Here is a 21,729-nt window from a genome sequence, read left to right as displayed (position 1 = left end):
TCGCCTCAGCCGAATCGCTGCCAGCCCAAACGGATCACCATGCCGATGACGACGACCAGCAGTACGACACGTACGAACTCCGCGCCCTTGCGTAATGCCGTGTGCGAGCCGATGATCGCGCCCGACACATTGCCGACCGCCATGGCCGCGCCCAGCGCGAACATGATGTGGCCGGTGACACCGAAGTAGAGCAGCGCACCGAAATTGGACCCGCAGTTGATCACCTTCGCCATCGCGGCCGCGCGCACGAATTCGGTGCCGAGCAGGGTGGCGAAAGTGATGATCAGGAAGGTGCCCGTGCCGGGGCCGAGCAGTCCGTCGTAGAAGCCGATCAATCCGGCAGCCAGGGCGATCACGAGCACGAACTTGCGCCGGGTAGGCGGGTGCGTGGCCAGGGTGATGCCGATCGATGGGCGCAGCGTGACGAAGACGGCGACGCCGACCAGCACGACCAGCACGACCGGGATGAACAGATCGCGATCGATGAGCGACACCGCCGCCGCACCGGTCGCCGCGGTGACCGCCGCGATCGCCGCCGCGGGCAGCAGCGTGCGCCACTGTATGGGAACTTTGCGCGCGAATGTCATCACCGATGCGCTGGTGCCCGCGACGGCGGCGAGCTTGTTGGTGCCGAGTGCGGTTTGTGGCGTGATGCCTGGTGCGACGAGGAACAGTGTCGGCAGGATGATCAATCCGCCGCCGCCGACCACCGCATCCACCCAGCCCGCGGCGGTCGCGGCTGTCAACAAGGCCGCCCAGTCTGCAAAATCCACCCGGCCAGCCAACCAGATGGTTGGATCGGGGCCGCCCGCACCTAGGCTGATATTCGTGCGCCGGTTCAGTCTGTGGCTTCGCGGCAAGCCCCTCGTTTCGGATTCGATGCTGGCCGCCGCCCTGCTGCTGCTCGAGATTCTCGGGGTCGGCAATTCCGACAGCAAGTTGCCATATCTGGGAATCGGAGTGTTGTTGCCGGTACCGGTCGCGTTTCGCCGGCTCTATCCGCGGGCGATGTCGGCCGCGGTGCTCGGACTCTCGATCGCCTCGACGCTGGTGAGCTACGCATCCGAGGACAAGGCCGACCATATCGCGCTGTTCGGGCTCGGCATCATGTTGTACACGCTGGTCGCGTATGTCGGTCGCAAAGAAGGAGTTTGGTACGCGCTCGGCCTTATCGCCGACTGCACCAGCTCATTTCTGTTGCTGCACAAGCCGGCCGGTTCGGATCTGATCTTCACCGCGATGTTCTATGCGCTGTGCTGGACACTGGCCGAGTTCATCGGCGCGCGCCACGCCTACGACCAAGAGGTGGCGGCACGGCTCGCGGTCGCCGACTACGACCGGGAACGTCGCGCGCACGATGCCGTCTCCGCCGAACGCACCCGTATCGCCCGCGAATTGCACGACGTCGTCGCCCACGCGGTGAGCGTGATCATCGTGCAGGCCGACGGCGCGAAGTACGCGCTGCGGCGCGATCCGGACGCGGCCGAGCGTGCATTGTCCACGATCGCGAGCACCGGCCGCGAGGCCCTGCGGGAATTGCGCCGAACCGTGGCCCTGCTGCGTATCGAGCACGCCCCGGATCAGTTGCCGCAGCACGGAACCGCGGGCCTGGCGAAGGTGGTCGAGATGATGCGCGATACCGGGCTCGCGGTCGAACTCGAAATGACCGGTGAACTCGACGATATCGCCCCCGAGGTGAGTCTCGGCATGCACCGCATCGTGGCCGAATCACTGACCAACACGCTGCGGCACGCGGGTTCGCATCCCAAGGCCTGGGTGCGGGTGCAGCGCCGCGAAACCGATGTGGTCATCGAAGTCACCGATACCGGCGGAGTTCCGGTGCAGGAGCAGGCCGCGAGCCCGATCGTCGGCGGCGGTATGGGACTGGTCGGCATGCGCGAACGCATCGCCGTCCTCAGCGGCACGCTGGAAGCCGGCCGCACCTCCGATGGCGCCTGGCGGGTATACGCGACCATCCCACTGGTGCGCGGCAACGAAAACGGGTTACCCGAGTGGCATTCCAGTGCAGAACACGTTTAGCGAGACGCTGTAGGTTGGAGCGGGTGAGCATCGCGACTTCCAAAGATATGGACGCCGAGTTCCTTGCGTTACCACTGCACACGCTCGCCGACGCCGCACTGTCGGCGGCACGCGCGGCGGGCGCGCAGCATGCCGATCTGCGAGTGCACCGGTTGGTCACCCAGTCGATCCGGCTGCGCGACGGCCGGGTCGAGGCGATCAGCAATGCCACCGACCTCGGCTTCGCCGTGCGCGTGATCGTCGACGGTACCTGGGGTTTCGCCTCGCATGCCGCGCTCACTCCCGAGACCGCGGCCGAGGTGGCGCGGCGGGCGGTCACGGTGGCGACGACCCTGCGCGCGCTCAATCGTGAGCGCGTCGAACTCGCCGACGAGCCGCGATACGACAATGCGCACTGGGTTTCGGCCTACGACCTGGACCCGTTCACGGTGCCGACCGCCGACAAGGTCGCTGTGCTGCAGGATTATTCCGGCCGCCTGTCCGCCGCCGACGGCGTCGATCACGTCACCGCCTCGATGCTGCAGGTCAAGGAGCAGACCTTCTACGCCGATACCGCAGGCTCCGCGATCACTCAGCAGCGCGTGCGCCTGCACCCGCAGTTGGAGGCGATCACCGTGGACGCGGCGGCGGGTGTCTTCGAGACCATGCGTACCCTCGCCGCACCGGCCGGACGCGGGTGGGAGTACGTCACCGGTGCGGACGGAATCTGGGACTGGAGCGAGGAACTCGCGCACATACCGGATTGGCTGGCTGAGAAGGTGAAGGCGCCCAGCGTCGACGCGGGACCCACCGACCTGGTGATCGACCCGACCAATCTGTGGCTGACCATCCACGAATCCATCGGCCACGCCACCGAATACGACCGCGCCATCGGCTACGAATCCGCCTATGCGGGTACCTCGTTCGCAACCCCGGACAAGCTCGGCACGCTGAAGTACGGAACGCCGATCATGCACGTCACCGGCGACCGCACCGAGGTGCACGGTCTGGCCTCGGTCGGCTATGACGACGAGGGCGTCGCCGGACAGCGCTGGGATCTGGTGCGCGACGGCGTTCTGGTCGGCTATCAGCTCGACCGTGTCTTCGCCCCGCGCCTGGGCCTGGAACGCTCCAACGGCTGCTCCTACGCCGACTCACCGCACCATGTACCGATCCAGCGCATGGCCAATGTCTCGCTGCAACCGGATCCCGAAAACGACACCACTACTGCCGAACTCATCTCCCGGGTCGAGAACGGCATCTATATCGTCGGCGACAAGTCGTGGTCGATCGATATGCAGCGCTACAACTTCCAGTTCACCGGCCAGCGGTTCTTCCGCATTCGCGACGGCCAGCTCGACGGCCAGCTGCGCGATGTCGCGTATCAGGCCACCACCACCGACTTCTGGGGTGCGATGGAGTCGGTCGGCGGACCGTCCACTTGGCGCCTCGGCGGCGCGTTCAACTGTGGTAAGGCGCAACCCGGCCAGGTTGCCGCGGTCAGCCACGGCTGCCCGTCGATCCTGGTGCGCGGCATCAACGTTCTCAACACCCGGACGGAGGCAGGTCAGTGATCGAGGTGATGATGCCCGCTGGTGCGGTCGTCGAGCAGGCGCTGGCGCTCTCGCATGCGGACGAGGCGATGGTCATCGTCACCGATGCGCACGAGGCGTCGCTGCGCTGGGCGGGCAACTCGATGACCACCAATGGTTCCTCGATTTCCCGGGACTGGGCGGTCATTTCGATCTTCCGCGACGGCCCGAACTCCGCGCGCGTCGGCAGCATCAGCTCCACCAGCGTCGACCCGGCCGAGATCGAGCAGGTGGTCCGCGCCAGCGAGGCGGCGGCCCGCACCGCCGAACCGGCGAAAGATGCGATGCCGCTGCTGACTCCGGATTCGGATGATCTGCCCGACGCTGGGAGTGAGTGGGCGTCCGCATCGGGCAGCACTGGGATCGAAGTCTTTACCGACCTCGCACGCGACTTGGCGGGTGGATTCGACGGCGCCGATCGGCTCTATGGTTTCGCCTACCACCAGATGCATACGACATGGCTCGGCACCTCCACCGGTATTCGCCGCCGCTTCGTACAGCCCACCGGCTCGGTGGAGATCAACGGAAAGCGCGGCGAGGGTGCGGATCTCGCGAGCGCGTGGGTCGGTGTCGGCAGCGCGGACTTCACTGATGTCGACGTACCCGGACTGCTGACCGAATTGTCGCGGCGGCTGGATTGGTCCGAACGCCGGGTCGAGCTGCCCGCGGGTCGCTACGAAACCCTGCTGCCGCCCTCGGCGGTCGCGGACCTGATGATCTACCTGGCCTGGTCCATGGAGGGCCGGGGCGCGCACGAAGGACACAGCGCCTTCGCAAAGGCGGGCGGCACTCGAATCGGTGAGCGGCTCAGCGACATTCCATTGACGCTCTACTCCGATCCGAGCGCGGGCGGACTCGAATATCGTCCGTTCGTGGTGACTTCGTCGTCCTCGGAATCGCTGTCGGTCTTCGACAACGGTCTTGCCGCCCGGCGCGTGGACTGGCTGCGTAACGGGGTCATCGAATCGCTGGTCTACCCGCGTGCCACCGCCGCCGAATTCGACGCTCCCACCACGGTTCCCGGCGATAACCTACTGCTGACCGGCGGCTCGGGCGCGAGTATCGACACGATGATCGCGAATACCGAGCGCGGCCTACTGCTGACCACGCTCTGGTACATCCGCGAGGTCGATCCCGCGACCTTGCTGCTCACCGGTCTCACCCGCGACGGCGTCTACCTGGTCGAAAACGGCGAAGTCACCGCGGCGGTCAACAACTTCCGCTTCAACGAAAGCCCGATCGACCTGCTGCGCCGCACCACCGAGGCCGGCGCCACCGAGACCACCCTCCCCCGGGAATGGAAGGACTGGTTCACCCGAACCGCCATGCCGCCCTTGCGCATCCCGGACTTCCACATGTCCTCGGTGAGCCAGGCGACCTGACTATGCGGCCGGGGTGATCTCGAGGCCGATGGTGCCGGACTTGCCGCGGCGAATACTGCTCGCGGTGACCAGAATCGGGCCGAGGAGCCAGTACTTCTTCTTGATCAGCTTGCGCACCCGTTCGGTGTCGGCGGCATCGAGCACCCGGCCGATGCCTTCGATGACCTCACCGCGTGGCTTGCCCGACGGGTTGCACGGTTGGAGTGTGACGGCGGGATTCTTACGCAGCCGCTTGACCTTCCAACTGTTGGTTTCGGTCCATACATACAGCTTGCCGTCGTCCTCGGCGGCCCATACGGCGGTGCCGACCGGTGTGCCGTCCTTACGGAAGGTCGTCAGCAGCACATAGTCGGCCTTGCCGATCGCACCCAGCGTGTTCGTCATGTGGGCAGCCTATCCGCGATCGGACCGGCGGGCGCCCCTGCCATCAGTCCGGCATCCGGTGCTCGATGTCGGTCTCCGTCGCTACGGCGCGGAAGCGTCGGCCGTCGACAAGGCTCGGGCACTTGCGGCGCTGGCCGAATTGGCCGTCGCCACCGGCGATTCCGAGCGGGCCGAGAAGGTACGCGCCGAACTCAGGGGCATATCGCTTTCGAAAGCCGAGCGCGCGAACGTCGCGGCGGAGTTACGTGCCGCCACCGATCTCGCGGATCGGCGCGCCGAAACGGATTGAGACGGGTCAGGCGGCGGCGGTCAAAACCTGCGGTCCGTCCGCGGTGATCGCGACCGTGTGTTCGGAGTGCGCGGTCCGCGAGCCATCCGCCGAGCGGATCGTCCAACCATCCGGATCCGTGTAGATCCGGTCGGTGGTGCGCGCGAACCACGGCTCGATCGCAATGGTCAAACCGGGTCGCAGCGGATACCCGCGACCGGCGCGTCCCACATTCGGCACATGTGGATCCTCGTGCATCGTCCGCCCGAGTCCGTGCCCGCCGAATTCGGTATTCACCGGGAAGCTATTCGCCCGCGCGACCGCCGCGATGGCGGCAGAGATGTCGCCGATCCGGTTGCCGGGCAACGCAACCGCGACGGCAGCCGCCAGCGCATCCTCGGTGGCCTTGATCAGCCGCAGATCCTCCGCATCGGCGGTGCCGACGATCATGCTGGTGGCCGAATCGGCGACCCACCCATCGATGCCCAGCGCCAGATCCATGCTGAGGACATCTCCGTCGCGCAGCGCATAGTCGAACGGAAGTCCGTGCAGGACAGCATCATTCACCGAGAGGCAGATCGTGTTCCGAAATGGCCCGCGCCCGAACGACGGCGCATAGTCCCAGTAGCACGACACCGCGCCGCGCTCCTGAATCCGCTGTCGCACATGCTGTTCCAGCTCCAGCAGATTCACTCCGACCCGGGCCAGCGCACGCAGTTCCGCCAAGATCGCGGCGACGAAGCGCCCCGCCACCCGCATGCGTTCGATCTCTCCCGGCGACTTCAACTCCACCATGCCCGAACCTCCACCTCGGTATTTTTATACCGAGGATAGCGCCGATCGGTATAAAAATACCAATCACCTCGCGTGACCAGGCGATGTGTTATGTTCGCGAACGCGAAAGCACTGGTTTGTTTGGTTGTTCGCCGCTCCGAGCGGCATGCGTTCCGCCCGATCGACTCCCCCGATAGCGAACGTAGAGGAGCAAGCGATGCGCCCGCGCCACAAGGCACTCGTCGTCGCCGTCGCGCTGGCCGTGGCCCTGGCAATCCCCGCCTGCGGCGGCGGTTCGGCGAAGAAGGAAACCCAGTCGGGCACTGCCGCAGGCCCCGCCCGCAATCCCTACCTCGCCGCCGCGACCTATGGGCTCACCCATATCGATCCCGGCCAGTCCGACACCTTCCCGTACCAAACGCCGCAGGGCGAATTCCATATCGACCCGAAGCAGCAGCAGCGCATCACCTCGGGACCGGTCAACATAATGACGCTCGCCGCCACCGATCCGGACCACATGTGGGTCTCCTCCACCCAGGGCGTGGTCTATGTCCAGGTCGGCAATGGCATGTTCCACGAAATCGCACGTGCGGACGCACCGGGCGTGAAACCGATACCGTCGCAAGCGTTGGACCAGGTGCTCGGCCAGAACTTCACCGACCCGGGTCAGGTGGAGGCCGCCGTACGCAACGACTGGGGCATCGATTGGACGCGCATCGCCAATGGCGTCTACAGCCTGGTGGACAAGGACAATCGGGTCTACTACGTCACGCAGAACGCGCAGATCGTCGTGTTCGGCTTGACGAATGCGAACAATCCCGAAGCGGGTGTACGGGTTCTGCGCACTCTCGACTTCAAACCCTGGCTCGGCAGCGGCCCTGGTCTGAGCGGTCAACCCGAGTCCATCGTCGGCCTGAATATGACCTATGACGGCAAATTGGCCGTGCTCAGCACCCGCGGACTGTCGATCATCGACCGCAGCCTGCAGGGCGAACCGCAGCAGGTCCATTTCGGCGCGGACGAGGTGGTCTCCAACGCGATGGCCGTGGACGACAAGGGCGGGATCTACGCCGCCTCGGACAAGATCATGCGCAAGATCGTCTGGACCGGATCCAAACTCTCGACCGCCGCAACCGACGGCGCATGGGCATCACCCTACGATTTCGGACAACAGCCACCCGCGGTGAAGTTCGGCATCGGCACCGGCTCGACACCCACTCTGATGGGCTACGGCAAAGACGACCGGCTCGTGGTGATCACCGACGGCGCCGATCGGATGAAACTGGTCGCTTTCTGGCGCGACGCCATTCCGGACGGGTTCCAACCGAAGCCGGGCACCACGTCCAACCGGATCGCCGACCAGATCCAGGTGACGGCCGGGCTGAATCCGCAGCCCGAATTCATCCAGAGCGAGCAGTCGGTCGTGGTGGACGGCTACGGCGCATTCGTGGTCAACAATGCCCGGCCGCAAGGCGCGCCGGACCGGCTCATCGATGTACTCGCCGGCGGCCCGGTATTCGCGCCGCCGTCGGGTATCGAGCGGTTCCAATGGGATCCGGCCAACCACAGCTGGTCATCGGTGTGGTCGCGCGCCGATGTGGTCTCCACGAGCATGGTGCCCACGGAGAGCAGCAAATCCGGAGTGGTTTTCGTCAACGGCTACACCAATACCGACGGCTGGGAGGTGACGGGTCTGGACTGGAAATCCGGAAAGACGGTGCACCGTACCATCTTCGGGCAGAGCAATCTCGGCAACGGCGCGTACGCGCTGATCCAGTTCTTTCCGAATGGGGATCTGCTGTTCAACAGTGTCGGCGGACCGTTCCGGGTGAAGTACAACGGTTGAACTTGCGGTATTTAAATACCGTCCATAGTCTGGGCACATGGTCCGACTTCCGCTGACTCCCGCCCAGGTCGAGGCCGGTCGCCGCCTCGGAGCCCGGCTGCGGGCCGCGCGCGCCGATCGCGACCCGGCCCTTATCGCCCAGGCCGCCGGAATTTCACCGGAGACGCTACGCAAGATCGAGACCGGACGGCTGCCGACGCCCGCATTCGGCACGATCGTGTCCCTGGCGGCCGCCCTGGACATTCCGCTGCAGGAACTCGCCGATACCTGGCGCTCGGCGGGCCTCGCGGAATCGGCCTGACCTACGCCGGTGTAATCGCGATGCCGATGGATCCGTCCGCGCCCTTGAACAGCTTGTGCAGACGGATCAGCACCGTGCCGATGATCCCGTATTTGCGCGAGACGAGATCGCGCACTCGCTGCGTTCCCGCAGCGTCCAGCAACTCGGCCTTGCCAGCGACCTGCTCTTCGCTCTTCGGGCGGCCACGACCGTCGCATATCCGCAGGGTCACCGCCGGATTGCGGCGAATACGCTTGACCTTCCAGGTCTTCGAATTGGTCCACACCACGATCCGCTCGCCGTCCGGAGCCACCCATACGGGGGCGCCGACTGGCGTGCCGTCCTTCTTGTAGGTGGTCAGCAGGGCGAAACTGCTCGTGCTCACTTCGTTCCAAGTCATACCTGAAACGGTAGGCCGGGGCGACAGCCGCGACATCCGTATGCGGACAGACTCGCGCCTACGCCTGACGACGTAATGGGGCGAGCCGAAGCCCGCCCCATTCCACCTGATCAGCCGCGATAGGCGCGGAAGAACGTACGGATATCGTCCACGAGGAGTTGCGGCTGCTCCAGCGCGGCGAAATGACCGCCCTCGGTGTATTCGCTGAAGTGCTCGATATACCCGTCCGGATTCATCACCCGACGCATCAATGGATCGGTATTGAATACCGCCCACCCTTGCGGCACACCCGACGACGCCACCCAGTCCATACCGGAATGCGCTGTCTCCCAGAGGAATTGCGCGGCCGAAGCGCCACTGCGGGTGAACCAGTAGATGCTGATATTGGTCAGCAGCAGGTCGCGATCGACCGCCTCGCCGGTTGCGCGAGACGGATCGGTCCAGACCTGGAACTTCTCCGCGATCCACGCCAGTTGCGCGATCGGCGAATCGGTCAGTGCGGCGGCAATGGCGCTGGGCTGAGTGGACTGCAGGACCAGATAGCCCTTCTGCTGATTCCACCTGGCCTGCGCGGCCTGGATGGCGGCCAGTTCGTCCTCGGTCAAACCCTCGGGCATCGGCAGCTGCTCGCCCACCAGACCGAGTGAGCCCCGGTCACTGTTCACATGCGTCGCGATGACCCGCTCCGGATGCGTGGCGGCCAAGCGCCCGGTCACACCCGCACCGATATCACCACCCTGAGCGACGAACTTCTCGTAGCCGAGCCGAGCCATCAGCTCGGCGAAAGCCTCGGTGGTGCGCGCCAGTTCCCATCCGGTCGATGCGAGCGGCGTGGAGAACCCGAAACCCGGCAGCGACGGAATCACGACATGGAACGCGTCCGCCGGATCCCCACCATGCGCACGCGGATCGGTCAACGGCCCGATCAGCTCCAGGAACTCGACGACCGAACTCGGGTACCCGTGCGTGATCAGCAGCGGCACCGCGTCCGGCTCGGGCGACCGCACATGGAAGAAATGCACGGTCTGCCCATCGATCTCGGTCGTGAACTGGTCATACGCATTGAGCTTGGCCTCCTGCGCCCGCCAATCGAACCGGTCCCGCCAATACTGCGCCAGCTCCCGCAGATAATCCGGCGCAATGCCACGGCCCCAATCGGATTCGGTGCCTGGCACCGATTGAGGCAACCGCGCGCTCGTGAGCCGCGCGCGCAACTCGTCGAGCTCGGCCTGCGGAATGTCGATCCGGAAGGGGCGAATAGGCTCTGTCTTCGTCATGAGAACCACTCTCGACCCCATTGCGGAAGACTTGCTTCCGCATTACCAGGATTCGACTGAAAATCTGCTACGTGTCGGTGAGCGCGGGGAACTATGGCGAGGTCGTCGCCCTGTCCGACGCCGCCTTGGCGGTACCGGGCGCGCACCCCATCGTCAGCGCCTACGGGCGAATGCGGCGAGCTGAACTACTGGCCGCACAAGGAGAGATGCGCGGAGCACAGCACGCACTGGCCATGGCCGACGCGGTGGCGCAAGCAGCCGACGGCATCGAACCCCCGGCGTCGATGTACTGGTGGAGCACCGGATTCGGAGCCGTGCAACGCGGCGGTGTGCTGGCCCTACTCGGCCAAACGGCCGAAGCAGTCGAAGAGGCAACACACGGGCTGGCCGCGATGCCAACCGAGCACCGCGAGAGTGAGTGGCTGGCCTCCGCGCTACGCCGGATCGACCCGGACATGAGCAGCACATGATGCGGACCGCCCGCCGAGCCCGGTAGCCAACAGACCGATAGCTCAGCCAGAGCGATTACGGAAGAATTTCTTCCGCAATCGCTGAGATGATCAAAGGATGTTGGAGACTTCGGCGCGGTTATTGCGGTTGTTGTCGTTGCTGCAGATGCACCGGGATTGGACCGGGCCCGCGTTGGCTGAGCGGCTCGAGGTTTCGACGCGGACTATTCGTACGGATATCGAGCGGTTGCGCAGGCTCGGGTATCCGGTGGATGCGACGCCGGGGGTTGCGGGTGGGTATCGGCTGGGGGCCGGATCTTCGCTGCCGCCATTGCTTTTGGATGACGAGGAGGCCGTGGCGGTGGCGGTGGGGTTGGCGACCGCGGCCAATGGGGCGGTGACCGGGATCGAGGAGACGTCGGTGCGGGCGCTGGCCAAGCTGGAGCAGGTGCTGCCATCGCGGCTGCGGCACCGGGTGCGTGCGCTGACCGCCGCCACCGTGCATGTGCCGCATCCGGGTCAGACGAATGTGGATGCGGCAGTGCTGACCGCCGTCGCCGCGGCGATCCGGGCGAGCGAGCGGCTGCGGTTCGATTACGAAACCTATTCGGACGCAATCGAGCAACGATCGCCGTCGCGGCGTGAGGTGGAGCCGCATCGGCTCGCGCATTGGAACGGCCGCTGGTATCTGGTGGCGTGGGATGTCGTGCGCGCGGACTGGCGCACGTTCCGGGTCGACCGGATGACGCCGCGGACACCGAACGGTGCGCGCTTCACCCCGCGCAGTGTTCCGGAAACCGACGTGGCCGAACGTATACAGCGCGGCGTAGGCGCCGCGACGTGGCGCTACCGCGCCACGGTGCGGGTAGCGGCCCCGGCTACCGCCGTGCGCACGCGTCTGCCCGCCGCCGTGACGGTAGAACCCGATGGCCCGAACCACTGTGTGATCCAGGTCGGTTCGGACACGCCCCATTCGTTGACGTTGTATCTCGGCCTGCTCGATGTCGATTTCGAGGTCCTGGACGCTCCGGAACTCGCCACGCATCTCCGAGCAACTGCCGAACGTTTTCGGAAAGCGGCGGGCGAGAATTGAAATGCGATGTGTCCTGAATTTCGGTGAGCGGCAACCCCGGCCGGGCGAATTCGACGGAACGCCCGGCCGGGAGTACCCGTTCGAGACTTACTCGAACAGCTCGAATTACCTCATTACTGATTGGCGCCGGCGATACCGCCGATGATTCCCCCGATGACGCATCCCGGCAAGAATCCGACGAAGAAGAACAGCAGCCCGATCAGCGCACCGACGGCGCATCCGATCAACACACCGGCGACTGTGGTGCCCGCATCACCGATGAACTGCAACGGGGCCGATTGCGGCGCGTTGACCGGCGTCAGCGTCAATGTCGTTGCCGTGGCATCGACTTCGGGCGTGACCTGCACCTGCTGACCCGCCACCGTCTGCAGCGTGGTCGGTACGGTGGCGACCACGGAGCCGTCGGGTGCGAGCACCGTGATGCCCGCATCGGGCGTCAGGACGAATTTGCCCGCCGCCAGTGTGATGGTGGCGTCGGAGCGGTCCGTCGCCACCGCAGCCGTGTATTGGACGCCGCGATCAACGCCGTTGAGAACTGTTTCCGACGATACTTCGGGCGAGCCGTAGGCGGTGGCCGCGGTGATACCTGTCGCGGCAACAGTCAAAACCGTTGTCGCTACCAACTTTTTGATCTTCATTATGATTTCCAATCATCCAGCCGATTCGATCGATGTTCCCGAGAAACGGACATCGGACATCAATCATCATGCGCCCTCGACACACTCGGCGTCGCGGGAATCAGGAAATCGAATTACGTTGCAAGATCAAATAATTGAAAATACCCGAGGAACTGGGGTATTGCTTTTCCAGCTATTCCAGTTCACCCTCGGTCTCCAGGTAGATCTGACGCAATCGGTCCAGTGTTGCCTGCTCCGGATGCTCCCACAACTCCCGTTGCGCCGCCTCCAGCAGACGCTCGGCAATGCCGTGCAGCGCCCACGGGTTGGACTGTTCCATGAACTTTCGATTCACGTCATCGAAAACGTAACTCTCCGCGAGCTTTTCGTACATCCAGTCGGCCACGACATCGGTCGTGGCGTCGTAGCCGAAGAGGTAGTCGACGGTGGCGGCCATTTCGAATGCACCCTTATAGCCATGGCGGCGCATCGCTTCGAGCCAGCGCGGATTCACCACTCGGGCACGGAAGACGCGTGCGGTCTCCTCCGAGAGCGAGCGGGTGCGCACGGCGTCGGGGCGGGTGCTGTCGCCGACGTAGGCCTCGGGGTTCTTGCCGGTCAGCGCGCGCACGGTGGCGACCATGCCGCCGTGGTACTGGAAGTAGTCGTCGGAGTCGGCGATATCGTGTTCGCGGGTGTCGGTGTTCTTGGCGGCCACCGTGATCCGGCGGTACGCGGTGCGCATATCGTCGGCGGCGGGTGCGCCGTCGAGGTCGCGACCGTAGGCGAAGCCGCCCCATGCGGTGTACACCTGCGCGAGGTCGTCGTCGGTGCGCCAACTCTTGGAGTCGATCAATTGCAGCAGGCCCGCGCCGTAGGTGCCGGGTTTGGAGCCGAAGATGCGGGTGGTGGCGCGGCGCTTGTCGCCGTGTTCGGCGAGGTCGTTCTGGGCGTGGGCGCGAACGTAATTCGACTCGGCGGGCTCGTCGAGGTCGGCGACGAGGCGGACCGCGTCATCGAGCAGCGCGAGCACATGCGGGAAAGCGTCGCGGAAGAAGCCGCTGATGCGGACCGTCACGTCGATGCGTGGACGGTCCAGTTCCGCGAGCGGTATCACCTCCAAGGTGGCGACCCGGCGGCTCGCCTCGTCCCAGACCGGGCGGACGCCCAGCAGCGCAAGGACTTCCGCGATGTCGTCGCCGGAGGTGCGCATGGCGGAGGTGCCCCACACCGACAGCCCGACCGAGCGCGGATACTCACCGTGATCGGTCTTGTAGCGATCGAGCAGCGAATCCGCCATGGCCTGCCCGGTCTCCCAGGCCAGTCTGGACGGAACGGCCTTCGGGTCGACCGAGTAGAAGTTCCGACCGGTCGGCAGGACATTGATCAGGCCGCGCAATGGGGATCCGCTGGGCCCGGCCGGGATGAAACCGCCGTTGAGCGCGTGCAGGATTCGGTCGATCTCGATGCCGGTCTGGCGCAGGCGGGGCACGACCTCGGTCGCGGCGAAGCGCAGCACAGTTCGCACCGCGGCAGACGTCGAGGCGGGGGCGTCCAGTGAATCGACAATTCCGTCGACGGCGTCTACGGACCAGTCGGCAGCTTGCAGTGCGGCCAGCAGCTCACGCGCTTGGGTCTCCACTGCGTCGACTCGTTCGCGCATTTCGGTTCCGGATTCGTTCAGCCCCAAAGCCTCCCGCAGACCCGGCACATTCCGTTCGCCACCCCACAGTTGGCGCGCGCGCAGCATGGCGAGGACCAGGTCGAGTTCGGTCTCCCCCACTGGCGCCTGGCCGAGGACGTGCAGACCGTCGCGGATCTGTACATCCTTGATCTCGCACAGCCAGCCGTCGACGTGCAGCAGCATATCGTCGAAGACATCCTCGTCAGGGCGCTCGGCGAGGCCGAGGTCGTGGTCCATTTCGGCCGCGCGCATGAGCGTCCAGATCTGCTGACGGATGGCGGGCAGTTTGGCCGGGTCGAGGGTCGAGATATTGGCGTGTTCGTCGAGCAACTGTTCCAAACGCGAGATATCGCCGTAGCTTTCGGCGCGGGCCATGGGCGGAATGAGGTGGTCGACGAGGGTCGCGTGGGCGCGCCGCTTGGCCTGGGTCCCCTCGCCTGGGTCGTTGACCAGGAACGGATAGATCAGCGGCAGCTCACCGAGTGCGGCGTCGGTGCCGCAGGAGGCGGACATGCCGAGGGTCTTGCCGGGCAGCCATTCCAGATTGCCGTGCTTGCCGAGATGCACCAAGGCGTCGGCGGCGAAACCGTCCGGCGCGGCGATCCATCGATACGCGGCGAGATAGTGGTGACTGGGCGGCAGGTCCGGGTCGTGGTAGATGGCGACCGGGTTCTCGCCGAAGCCGCGCGGCGGCTGCACCATCAATACGATATTGCCGAAACGCAGTGCGGCGATGACGATTTCGCCCTTCGGATCGGCGGAGCGGTCGACGTAGAGTTCGCCGGGTGGCGGTCCCCACGCCTCGACCACGGCTTCACGCAGATCATCGGGCAGGGTGTCGAACCAGCCGGTGTACCGGTCGGCGCTGATGCGGATCGGGTTGCCTTCGAGCTGTTCGGCGGTGAGCCAGTCCGGATCCTGACCGCCCGCGGCGATCAGCGCGTGAATCAGCGCGTCTCCGTCGCGTTCGCTGAGTCCTGGTACCTCGCTCTCGTCGCCGAGATCGTAACCGGCAGTGCGCATCTCGGTGAGGAGGCGGATCGCGCTGGCAGGCGTATCCAGGCCGACGGCGTTGCCGATGCGCGCGTGTTTGGTCGGGTAGGCCGACATCATGATGGCGATGCGTCGCCGTTCGACCGGGATGTGGCGCAACCGTGCGTGCCGGACCGCGATACCGGCGACGCGAGCCGCGCGCTCGGGATCCGGCACGTAGGCGGACAGTCCGTCGGCGTCGAATTCCTTGAAGGAGAACGGAACCGTGATGATGCGGCCGTCGAATTCCGGGACGGCCACCTGGGTGGCGACATCCAGCGGGGAGAGCCCGTCGTCATTGGCCTCCCATTGGGCGCGGCCGCTGGTGAGACACAAACCCTGCAGGATGGGCACATCGAGTTCGGCGAGGGCGGCGACATCCCAGGCCTCGTCGTCGCCACCGGCCGATGCGTTGGCGGGCTTGGTGCCGCCCGCCGCGAGCACGGTTACCACCAGTGCGTCTGCGGTGCGCAAAGTGTCGAGGAGTTCCGGCTCGGCGGTGCGCAGGGACGCGCAGTACAGCGGCATGGCCTTCGCACCGGCGTTCTCGATTGCCGTGCAGAGGGCATCGATGTAGGCGGTGTTTCCGGCGAGATGTTGTGCGCGGTAATAGATTACGGCCACTGTCGGAGGGCGCTCGGCAGTTGTGCCCAGATCAGTGCTCGGCGTGCGCTCCAACTCGCCCCAACTCGGCAGTTGCACCGGCGGCTCGAAGCCGTGGCCGGTGAGCAGCACCGTATCCGAAAGGAAGTTGTACAGCTGACGGAGATTTTCCGCACCGCCGGCGGCAAGGTAGTTGTGCGCGTCGGCGGCCACACCACCGGGCACCGTCGAGCATTCCATCAGCTCGGCGTCAGGTGCGATCTCACCGCCGAGCGCCACCATCGGCACCCCGCTCGCGCGCACGGCCGCGAGCCCGTCCTCCCAGGCGCGCTTGCCGCCGAGGATCCGCACGATCACCAGATCGACGCCGTCGAGCAGCGCGGGCAGGTCGTCGACCAACAGCCGAGCCGGATTCCCCCACCGATATTCGGCACCACTCGCACGCGCGCTCAATAGATCGGTGTCGGATGTCGACAGCAGCAAAATCACAGGTGGCAGCCTTCCTCGGGTGACGCGCCCATCGGTTACGGTGCTCGCCGGAGAGGGTCTGGCTTTCGACAGTGGCGCGACCGCACCGGAGTTCCACCGGTTTCCTCATCGCCCGCCGAGCAACCAGATGCTACAGCGTGTCCTTCCAATCGGATGATTGGGTGACACCACCCTTTTCGGGCGTCCTACCCCATCGCCACCGAGGTGGTTCGGTGTCGGTTTCCGCGTTATCCGAGACGGTTTCACCCACGCCGCAGTGCGGGTCAGCGCCGTCTCGTCGGCTGACATTCATGACCGGGGCTAGCGCTTCGGGCTCCCGGACCTGGGCTCGATGATGTTCCGACAAGTGGGCCCGTCGGCCGTCGCGTTGCAGCCGTCGCTGATCGCGCGGCGGCTCGGTCGTAGGCTGGATGGGTCATGACGCGTACGAATCCCGATTCCTGCCCCGGCGTGCTGCGGCTGCATGAAGCGGCCGATGGCCCGTTGGCTCGGATCCGCCTGCCCGGTGGGCGGTTGGATCCGGGGCAGTTGCAGGTGCTGGCCGAGGCGGCCGCCGAACTCGGCGATGGGAATGTCGAGCTGACCTCGCGGGGCAATGTGCAGTTGCGGCAGGTGCGTGATGCGGCCGCGCTGAGTGAGCGGTTGGCGGATGCCGGGCTGTTGCCGAGCGATACGCATGAGCGGGTGCGCAATATCGTCGCGTCACCGCTGTCGGGTCGAATCGGGGGCCGGGCGGACGTCCATGCGCTCGTTGCGGCGCTCGACACAGGTTTGCGCGCCGCACCGCGGTTGGCCGAGCTGCCCGGCCGCGTGCTGTTCACCCTCGACGACGGTCGCGGCGATATCAGCGGCCTCGGTGGCGATATCGGCGTACACGCGACGGGCGCAACGGAATTCGCGCTCGTGCTGGCCGGTGGTGACTCCGGCATCCGGGTATCCGCGGCCGACGCGGTCGAAGTGATGCTCGCCGCCGCGCACGCCTTCCTCGATCTCGGCTCGGGGCAATGGCGACTGCACGAAGTCGATGACGGCGTGCGGCGAGTAATCGATATCCTCGGCCTGTCCCCGGGCTCTGAAAGCCTGGAATTCGGTGCCGCCCATGATATTCCGATCGGCTGGCTCGACCAGGACAATGGCCTGGTCAGCCTCGGCGCGGCCGTTCGCCTCGGCGCCCTGCCCGCCCGCATCGCCGAATTCATCGCCGCCATCGAACGCCCCATCTTCATCACCCCTTGGCGCAGCCTGGTAATCACGGACCTAGCGGAATGGCCCGCCGAACAGGTTGTCCGCGTACTAGCCCCCATGGGCCTGATCTTCGACGCCAACTCCCCTTGGCTCCAGGTCAGCGCCTGCGCGGGCCAACCCGGGTGCGCACAGGCGCTCACCGACGTCCGCGCAGACGCCGCAGCCGCCGTCCACACCGATCGCGTACTCCCCACCGACCAGCCCGCCGCGGACAGCGATGCCGACGGCCACGCAACAGAACCCGGCCCGACACTCCGCTCAGCCGACGAAGTCGCAGTCGCCGGCCGCCAACACTGGTCCGGCTGCGAACGCCGCTGCGGCCGCCCCCGCGGCCCGGTCACCGACATCGTCGCCACCGAAAACGGTTACCGCATCGGCTGACACTGCCCAGCGAGCGATCGCGGGGAATCCCGACGCACCATATCGCGCCGCAGTCCACAGACCGACGATCCTGTTCTGACAGCGGTGCTCGCCCTTAGGAAGCAACCGCGGTCGGTGCACTCCGCGGATCCTCGTGAATCTCCAAGGTGCAGCACTTCACGCCACCACCGGCCTTCAACAACTCCGACAGATCGACGCCCACCGGGTTGTACCCCTGCGCACGCAATTCCGAAGCCAGGTTGTCGGCGCGACCGCTGATGAAGACATTCAGCCCGTCGGAGACACCGTTCAGTCCCAGAACCACCGCATCGGCATCGGTGGCGAGGATGGCGTCCGGATAGAGCTCGGCCAGTATCGCCTGACTCGCGGCACTGAAGGCGGGCGCGAAATACGCGACGTTCGTGTCATCGAGGGCCATCAGCGCCGTATCCAGGTGATAGAAACGCGGATCGACCAGTTCGAGCGAGACCACCGGCAGATCGAAGTACCGCTCGACCTCACGGTGCGCGGCGATCGAACTCCGGAACCCGGTCGCGGCCAGCATGCGCGCACCGACGAGCAGGAAATCGCCTTCGCCCTCATTGGTTTCCTGCGCCCCGACCAATTCCACCAGACCCAACTGCGCGAACCAGCGGTGATATGCCGGACCTTCCGCGGCCCGCTCGGCATGGGTGAACCGCGCCGACATCGCCCGATCACCCACGATCAGGCCACTGTTCGCGGCGAAAACCATATCGGGCAGACCCGGCTCCCCCGGCACCACGTCGATGCGGTGGCCGTAGTGCTCGAATGTCGCGCGAAGCGTCTCCCACTGTGATAGCGCCAGCGCCCGATCGACAGGTTCCTGCGGATTCATCCACGGATTGATCGAGTAGCAGACGTCGAAGTGATCCGGTCGGCACATCACGAACTGACGTGGCGACGGCTGCCGCGCAGGCTCGATACGGAGGGTGGCTACAGAGGTCAACGTGTCTCCCGGAGGTAGGCGCGGATCATTCCACTGACACGAAGGTAATTCGCCTAGTATTGCGCTAGAAACAACGATTCATTGCGCATGATCGAGCCAATTCAGCGAATCATTGCGCTGATCGGGAGTGGGTGTGGCGTGGACGACATCGACCGGCAGATTCTGGCGCATCTGCTCAAATCGGCGCGCGCCTCGTTCCAAGAGATCGGCGCGAAGGTCGGACTGTCCGCACCCGCGGTCAAGCGCCGCGTCGACAAGATGGTCGCCAGCCGGCAGATCACCGGCTTCACCGCACTGGTCAATCCCGCCGCACTCGGCTGGACCACCGAGGCCTACGTCGAGGTCTACTACCGCGACAACATCACCCCCGCCGAACTCCGCCGCAGCCTCGAACCGATCCCTCAGGTAGTCGGCGTCTGGACCATCGCGGGCGAAGCCGACGCCCTCGTCCACGTCATGGCAACAGACATGGCCGAAATCGAATCCACCGTAGAACGCATCCGCGAAAACACCCGAGTAGGCCGCACCCGCAGCTCCATAGTCATGTCCCGAATCCTCGAACGCCCCCGAACCTGATCCGCCGAGAATGCATTCAGCTAGGTGTCCTCTCGATGTTTGCCGCCACTCGCATTCTCGACCCGCGGCGGGCGTGGGGAGGGAGGGCTCATATGGTGGGGGGCATGTCCGACGTTCGTTATGTCAGTGATGGGGCCGAGATTTATCGGCGGTCGTTCGCGATGATTCGGGCGGAGGCGGATCTGAGTGGGTTTCCGCAGGATGTGGCGCAGGTCGTGGTGCGGATGATTCACGGGTGCGGGCAGGTGGATCTGGCCGGGGACGTGGCGTTTTCGCCCGGAGTGGTGGCGGCGGCGCGGGGCGCGCTGCGGGCGGGGGCTCCTATTCTCTGTGATGCGCAGATGGTCGCGTCCGGCGTGACGCGCAAGCGGTTGCCCGCCGACAATGACGTGACCTGCACCCTCGCTGATCCGCGAGTGCCGGAACTGGCTGCGGCGATGGGCAATACGCGGTCGGCCGCGGCGCTGGAGTTGTGGCGCGATCGCCTCGAGGGCGCGGTGGTCGCCATCGGGAACGCACCGACCGCACTGTTCCATCTGCTCGACATGATCAATGCGGGGGCGCCGCGGCCCGCCGCCATCCTCGGCATTCCGGTCGGCTTCGTGGGCGCTGCCGAATCCAAGGAAGCGCTGATCGAATTCGGCGGGGTCGAATATCTGACGGTGCGTGGGCGGCGCGGTGGCAGCGCCATTACCGCGTCGGCACTGAATGCGATTGCGAGCGAACAGGAGTGAGCAACGGCAAGTTGTGGGGCGTCGGACTCGGCCCCGGTGATCCGGAGCTGGTGACGGTGAAGGCGGCGCGGGTGATAGCCGAGGCCGATGTCATCGCCTTCCACAGCGCACGCCACGGTCGCAGCATCTCTCGTGGCATCGCCGCGCCGTATATGCGCGCGGGCCAACTCGAGGAACACCTGATCTATCCGGTGACCACCGAGACGACCGATCATCCCGGCGGCTATCAGGGCGCCATCGACGAGTTCTACGAACAGGCCGCCGAACGCCTGGCAACCCATCTGGGGGCGGGCCGGTCCGTCGCACTGCTCGCCGCGGGCGATCCGCTCTTCTACAGCTCGTACATGCATATGCACCGCAGGTTGGCCGACCGGTTCGAGGCCGAGATCATCCCCGGCATAACCTCGGTGAGCGCGGCCTCAGCGGCCCTCGGCACCCCGCTCGTCGAGGGTGAGCAGGTACTGACCGTCCTGCCCGGCACCATGCCCACCGACGAGCTCACCCGCCGCCTCCGCGATACCGACGCCGCCGCCATCATGAAGCTCGGCCGCACCTATCCCGGTGTGCGCCAAGCCCTCTCGGACTCCGGCCGCCTCGCCGACGCCTACTACATCGAACGCGCGAGCAGCACCCGCCAGCGCGTACTCGCCGCCGACGACGTCGAGGATGCGGATGTACCGTACTTCGCCATCACCCTCGTTCCCGGCCCGCAGCCGACAACCCCACTGTCGCTTACGAATCCGGGCCAGGGGCAGTCGCAGATGATCGGCGCGCGGGGTGACACCGAGTTCTCCAGGCCAGCGCCCGAGGCTGCGGGCGGCGAATCCCGCACTGTGCAGACAGTTCCTTTCGACAGCTCACGAGTCGAGGAAACCTCGAGTAATTTCGGTGAGGTCGTGGTGGTCGGGCTCGGCCCGGGCTCACCCGACTGGACCACACCCGAAGTCGAACGCGCACTCGCCGAGGCCACCGATCTGGTCGGCTACACGACCTATATCAATCGGGTGCCGTCGCGGCCCGGGCAGCACAGGCATGCCAGCGATAACCGGGTGGAATCCGAACGTGCCGCCATGGCATTGGATCTAGCGAAACAGGGGGCCAAGGTGGTTGTCGTGTCCTCTGGCGACCCCGGGGTTTTCGCGATGGCCGCTGCGGTACTCGAGGAATCCACCGATCCGCAGTGGCAAGGGGTGCCGGTGCGCGTGCTGCCCGGGCTCACCGCGGCCAATGCGGTCGCCAGCCGGGTCGGTGCGCCGCTCGGCCACGACTACGCAATGATTTCGCTCTCGGATCGACTCAAGCCGTGGGAGATTGTCGCACAACGACTTTCGGCGGTCGCGGCGGCCGATATGGCAATCGCGATCTACAACCCCGCCTCCAGTCAGCGCACCTGGCAGGTCGCGGCGATGCGTGACGTGCTGCTCGAGCATCGCAAGCCCGACACCCCGGTGGTGCTCGGTCGCGATGTCGGCGGGCCCACCGAATCCATCCGTGTGGTCACCCTTGCCGAGCTCGAGCCGGCCGAGGTCGATATGCGCACGCTGCTGATCATCGGTGCCTCCACCACCGCCGTAATCGAGTCCGAGCAGGGCACCAAGGTTTACACTTCGCGGCGCTACCAGCGTTGATTTCGGAAG

General features: G+C 65.9%; 20 protein-coding genes. 12 read left to right on the top strand and 8 right to left on the bottom strand.

Annotated features, from left to right (window positions below; all coding sequences use genetic code 11):
- Positions 1 to 5: 5 nt before the first annotated feature.
- Positions 6 to 773, bottom strand: coding sequence for a TSUP family transporter (locus ACQPXH_RS15070; protein WP_433602956.1), 768 nt, complete (start codon positions 771 to 773; stop codon positions 6 to 8).
- A 55-nt stretch (positions 774 to 828) separates the two neighbouring features.
- Between ACQPXH_RS15070 and ACQPXH_RS15065 the strand changes: the two genes are divergently transcribed.
- Genes ACQPXH_RS15065 through ACQPXH_RS15055 form a run of 3 tightly spaced genes read left to right on the top strand, consistent with a single transcriptional unit; the run spans position 829 to position 4,993 of the window.
- On the top strand, positions 829 to 2,040 hold the full coding sequence (locus ACQPXH_RS15065; RefSeq protein ID WP_433602955.1) for a sensor histidine kinase: 1,212 nt from the start codon (positions 829 to 831) through the stop codon (positions 2,038 to 2,040).
- Positions 2,041 to 2,087: 47 nt separating this feature from the next.
- Positions 2,088 to 3,593, top strand: coding sequence for a TldD/PmbA family protein (locus tag ACQPXH_RS15060; protein WP_433603464.1), 1,506 nt, complete (start codon positions 2,088 to 2,090; stop codon positions 3,591 to 3,593).
- 8 nt (positions 3,594 to 3,601) lie between these two features.
- Positions 3,602 to 4,993, top strand: a complete 1,392-nt coding sequence (locus ACQPXH_RS15055) for a metallopeptidase TldD-related protein (RefSeq protein ID WP_433603463.1) — start codon at positions 3,602 to 3,604, stop codon at positions 4,991 to 4,993.
- Here ACQPXH_RS15055 and ACQPXH_RS15050 read toward each other — a convergent pair whose 3' ends face one another.
- Positions 4,994 to 5,377 carry a PPOX class F420-dependent oxidoreductase gene (locus tag ACQPXH_RS15050; protein WP_433602954.1) on the bottom strand — a complete coding sequence of 128 codons (384 nt, stop codon included), beginning with the start codon at positions 5,375 to 5,377 and terminating at the stop codon, positions 4,994 to 4,996. It lies immediately after the preceding gene.
- Here ACQPXH_RS15050 and ACQPXH_RS15045 point away from each other — a divergent pair.
- Entirely contained in the window at positions 5,376 to 5,666 is a 291-nt protein-coding gene (locus ACQPXH_RS15045; RefSeq protein WP_433602953.1) for a hypothetical protein, read from the top strand. The genes ACQPXH_RS15050 and ACQPXH_RS15045 overlap by 2 nt on opposite strands.
- Positions 5,667 to 5,672: 6 nt before the next feature.
- On the opposite strand, the gene map is transcribed toward ACQPXH_RS15045, so the two are convergent.
- Positions 5,673 to 6,440: a type I methionyl aminopeptidase gene (map, locus tag ACQPXH_RS15040; RefSeq protein ID WP_433602952.1), complete on the bottom strand. Its 768-nt coding sequence runs from the start codon at positions 6,438 to 6,440 to the stop codon at positions 5,673 to 5,675.
- A gap of 196 nt (positions 6,441 to 6,636) precedes the next feature.
- On the opposite strand from map, the gene ACQPXH_RS15035 reads away from it, so the two are divergent.
- Both ACQPXH_RS15035 and ACQPXH_RS15030 read left to right on the top strand, forming a co-directional pair.
- Positions 6,637 to 8,265: a hypothetical protein gene (locus ACQPXH_RS15035; protein ID WP_433602951.1), complete on the top strand. Its 1,629-nt coding sequence runs from the start codon at positions 6,637 to 6,639 to the stop codon at positions 8,263 to 8,265.
- A gap of 37 nt (positions 8,266 to 8,302) precedes the next feature.
- Positions 8,303 to 8,566 (top strand): helix-turn-helix domain-containing protein, encoded by a 264-nt coding sequence (locus ACQPXH_RS15030; RefSeq protein WP_433602950.1) that lies wholly within the window; start codon positions 8,303 to 8,305, stop codon positions 8,564 to 8,566.
- A gap of 1 nt (position 8,567) precedes the next feature.
- On the opposite strand, the gene ACQPXH_RS15025 is transcribed toward ACQPXH_RS15030, so the two are convergent.
- Positions 8,568 to 8,945, bottom strand: coding sequence for a PPOX class F420-dependent oxidoreductase (locus tag ACQPXH_RS15025; protein WP_433602949.1), 378 nt, complete (start codon positions 8,943 to 8,945; stop codon positions 8,568 to 8,570).
- Between the two features lie 110 nt (positions 8,946 to 9,055).
- On the bottom strand, positions 9,056 to 10,222 hold the full coding sequence (locus ACQPXH_RS15020) for an epoxide hydrolase family protein (protein ID WP_433602948.1): 1,167 nt from the start codon (positions 10,220 to 10,222) through the stop codon (positions 9,056 to 9,058).
- 71 nt (positions 10,223 to 10,293) lie between these two features.
- On the opposite strand from ACQPXH_RS15020, the gene ACQPXH_RS15015 reads away from it, so the two are divergent.
- Positions 10,294 to 10,692 (top strand): hypothetical protein, encoded by a 399-nt coding sequence (locus ACQPXH_RS15015; RefSeq protein ID WP_433602947.1) that lies wholly within the window; start codon positions 10,294 to 10,296, stop codon positions 10,690 to 10,692.
- A gap of 97 nt (positions 10,693 to 10,789) precedes the next feature.
- Positions 10,790 to 11,764, top strand: coding sequence for a helix-turn-helix transcriptional regulator (locus ACQPXH_RS15010; RefSeq protein ID WP_433602946.1), 975 nt, complete (start codon positions 10,790 to 10,792; stop codon positions 11,762 to 11,764).
- Positions 11,765 to 11,877: 113 nt separating this feature from the next.
- Here ACQPXH_RS15010 and ACQPXH_RS15005 read toward each other — a convergent pair whose 3' ends face one another.
- Together ACQPXH_RS15005 and cobN are read right to left on the bottom strand one after the other, a co-directional pair.
- On the bottom strand, positions 11,878 to 12,402 hold the full coding sequence (locus tag ACQPXH_RS15005; protein ID WP_433602945.1) for a hypothetical protein: 525 nt from the start codon (positions 12,400 to 12,402) through the stop codon (positions 11,878 to 11,880).
- Between the two features lie 172 nt (positions 12,403 to 12,574).
- Entirely contained in the window at positions 12,575 to 16,189 is a 3,615-nt protein-coding gene (gene cobN / locus ACQPXH_RS15000) for a cobaltochelatase subunit CobN (RefSeq protein WP_433602944.1), read from the bottom strand.
- Positions 16,190 to 16,606: 417 nt separating this feature from the next.
- On the opposite strand from cobN, the gene cobG reads away from it, so the two are divergent.
- Complete coding sequence (gene cobG, locus ACQPXH_RS14995; protein WP_433602943.1) at positions 16,607 to 17,815, top strand: precorrin-3B synthase; 1,209 nt, start codon at positions 16,607 to 16,609, stop codon at positions 17,813 to 17,815.
- A 94-nt stretch (positions 17,816 to 17,909) separates the two neighbouring features.
- On the opposite strand, the gene ddaH is transcribed toward cobG, so the two are convergent.
- Positions 17,910 to 18,782 (bottom strand): dimethylargininase, encoded by an 873-nt coding sequence (ddaH, locus tag ACQPXH_RS14990; RefSeq protein WP_433602942.1) that lies wholly within the window; start codon positions 18,780 to 18,782, stop codon positions 17,910 to 17,912.
- Positions 18,783 to 18,920: 138 nt separating this feature from the next.
- Here ddaH and ACQPXH_RS14985 point away from each other — a divergent pair, with 138 nt between their 5' ends.
- The 3 genes from ACQPXH_RS14985 (at position 18,921) to cobJ (ending at position 21,720) form a co-directional block, all read left to right on the top strand.
- Positions 18,921 to 19,358, top strand: a complete 438-nt coding sequence (locus tag ACQPXH_RS14985; RefSeq protein WP_040691444.1) for an Lrp/AsnC family transcriptional regulator — start codon at positions 18,921 to 18,923, stop codon at positions 19,356 to 19,358.
- A 104-nt stretch (positions 19,359 to 19,462) separates the two neighbouring features.
- Positions 19,463 to 20,092, top strand: a complete 630-nt coding sequence (locus ACQPXH_RS14980) for a precorrin-8X methylmutase (protein ID WP_433602941.1) — start codon at positions 19,463 to 19,465, stop codon at positions 20,090 to 20,092.
- Positions 20,089 to 21,720: a precorrin-3B C(17)-methyltransferase gene (gene cobJ, locus ACQPXH_RS14975; protein ID WP_433602940.1), complete on the top strand. Its 1,632-nt coding sequence runs from the start codon at positions 20,089 to 20,091 to the stop codon at positions 21,718 to 21,720. Before ACQPXH_RS14980 ends, cobJ begins: the two co-directional genes overlap by 4 nt.
- Positions 21,721 to 21,729: the final 9 nt, after the last annotated feature.

The sequence above is a fragment of the Nocardia sp. CA-135953 genome (assembly GCF_050955735.1).
Lineage (GTDB): Bacteria > Actinomycetota > Actinomycetes > Mycobacteriales > Mycobacteriaceae > Nocardia.
This window is presented reverse-complemented; position numbering and strand designations above follow the sequence as displayed.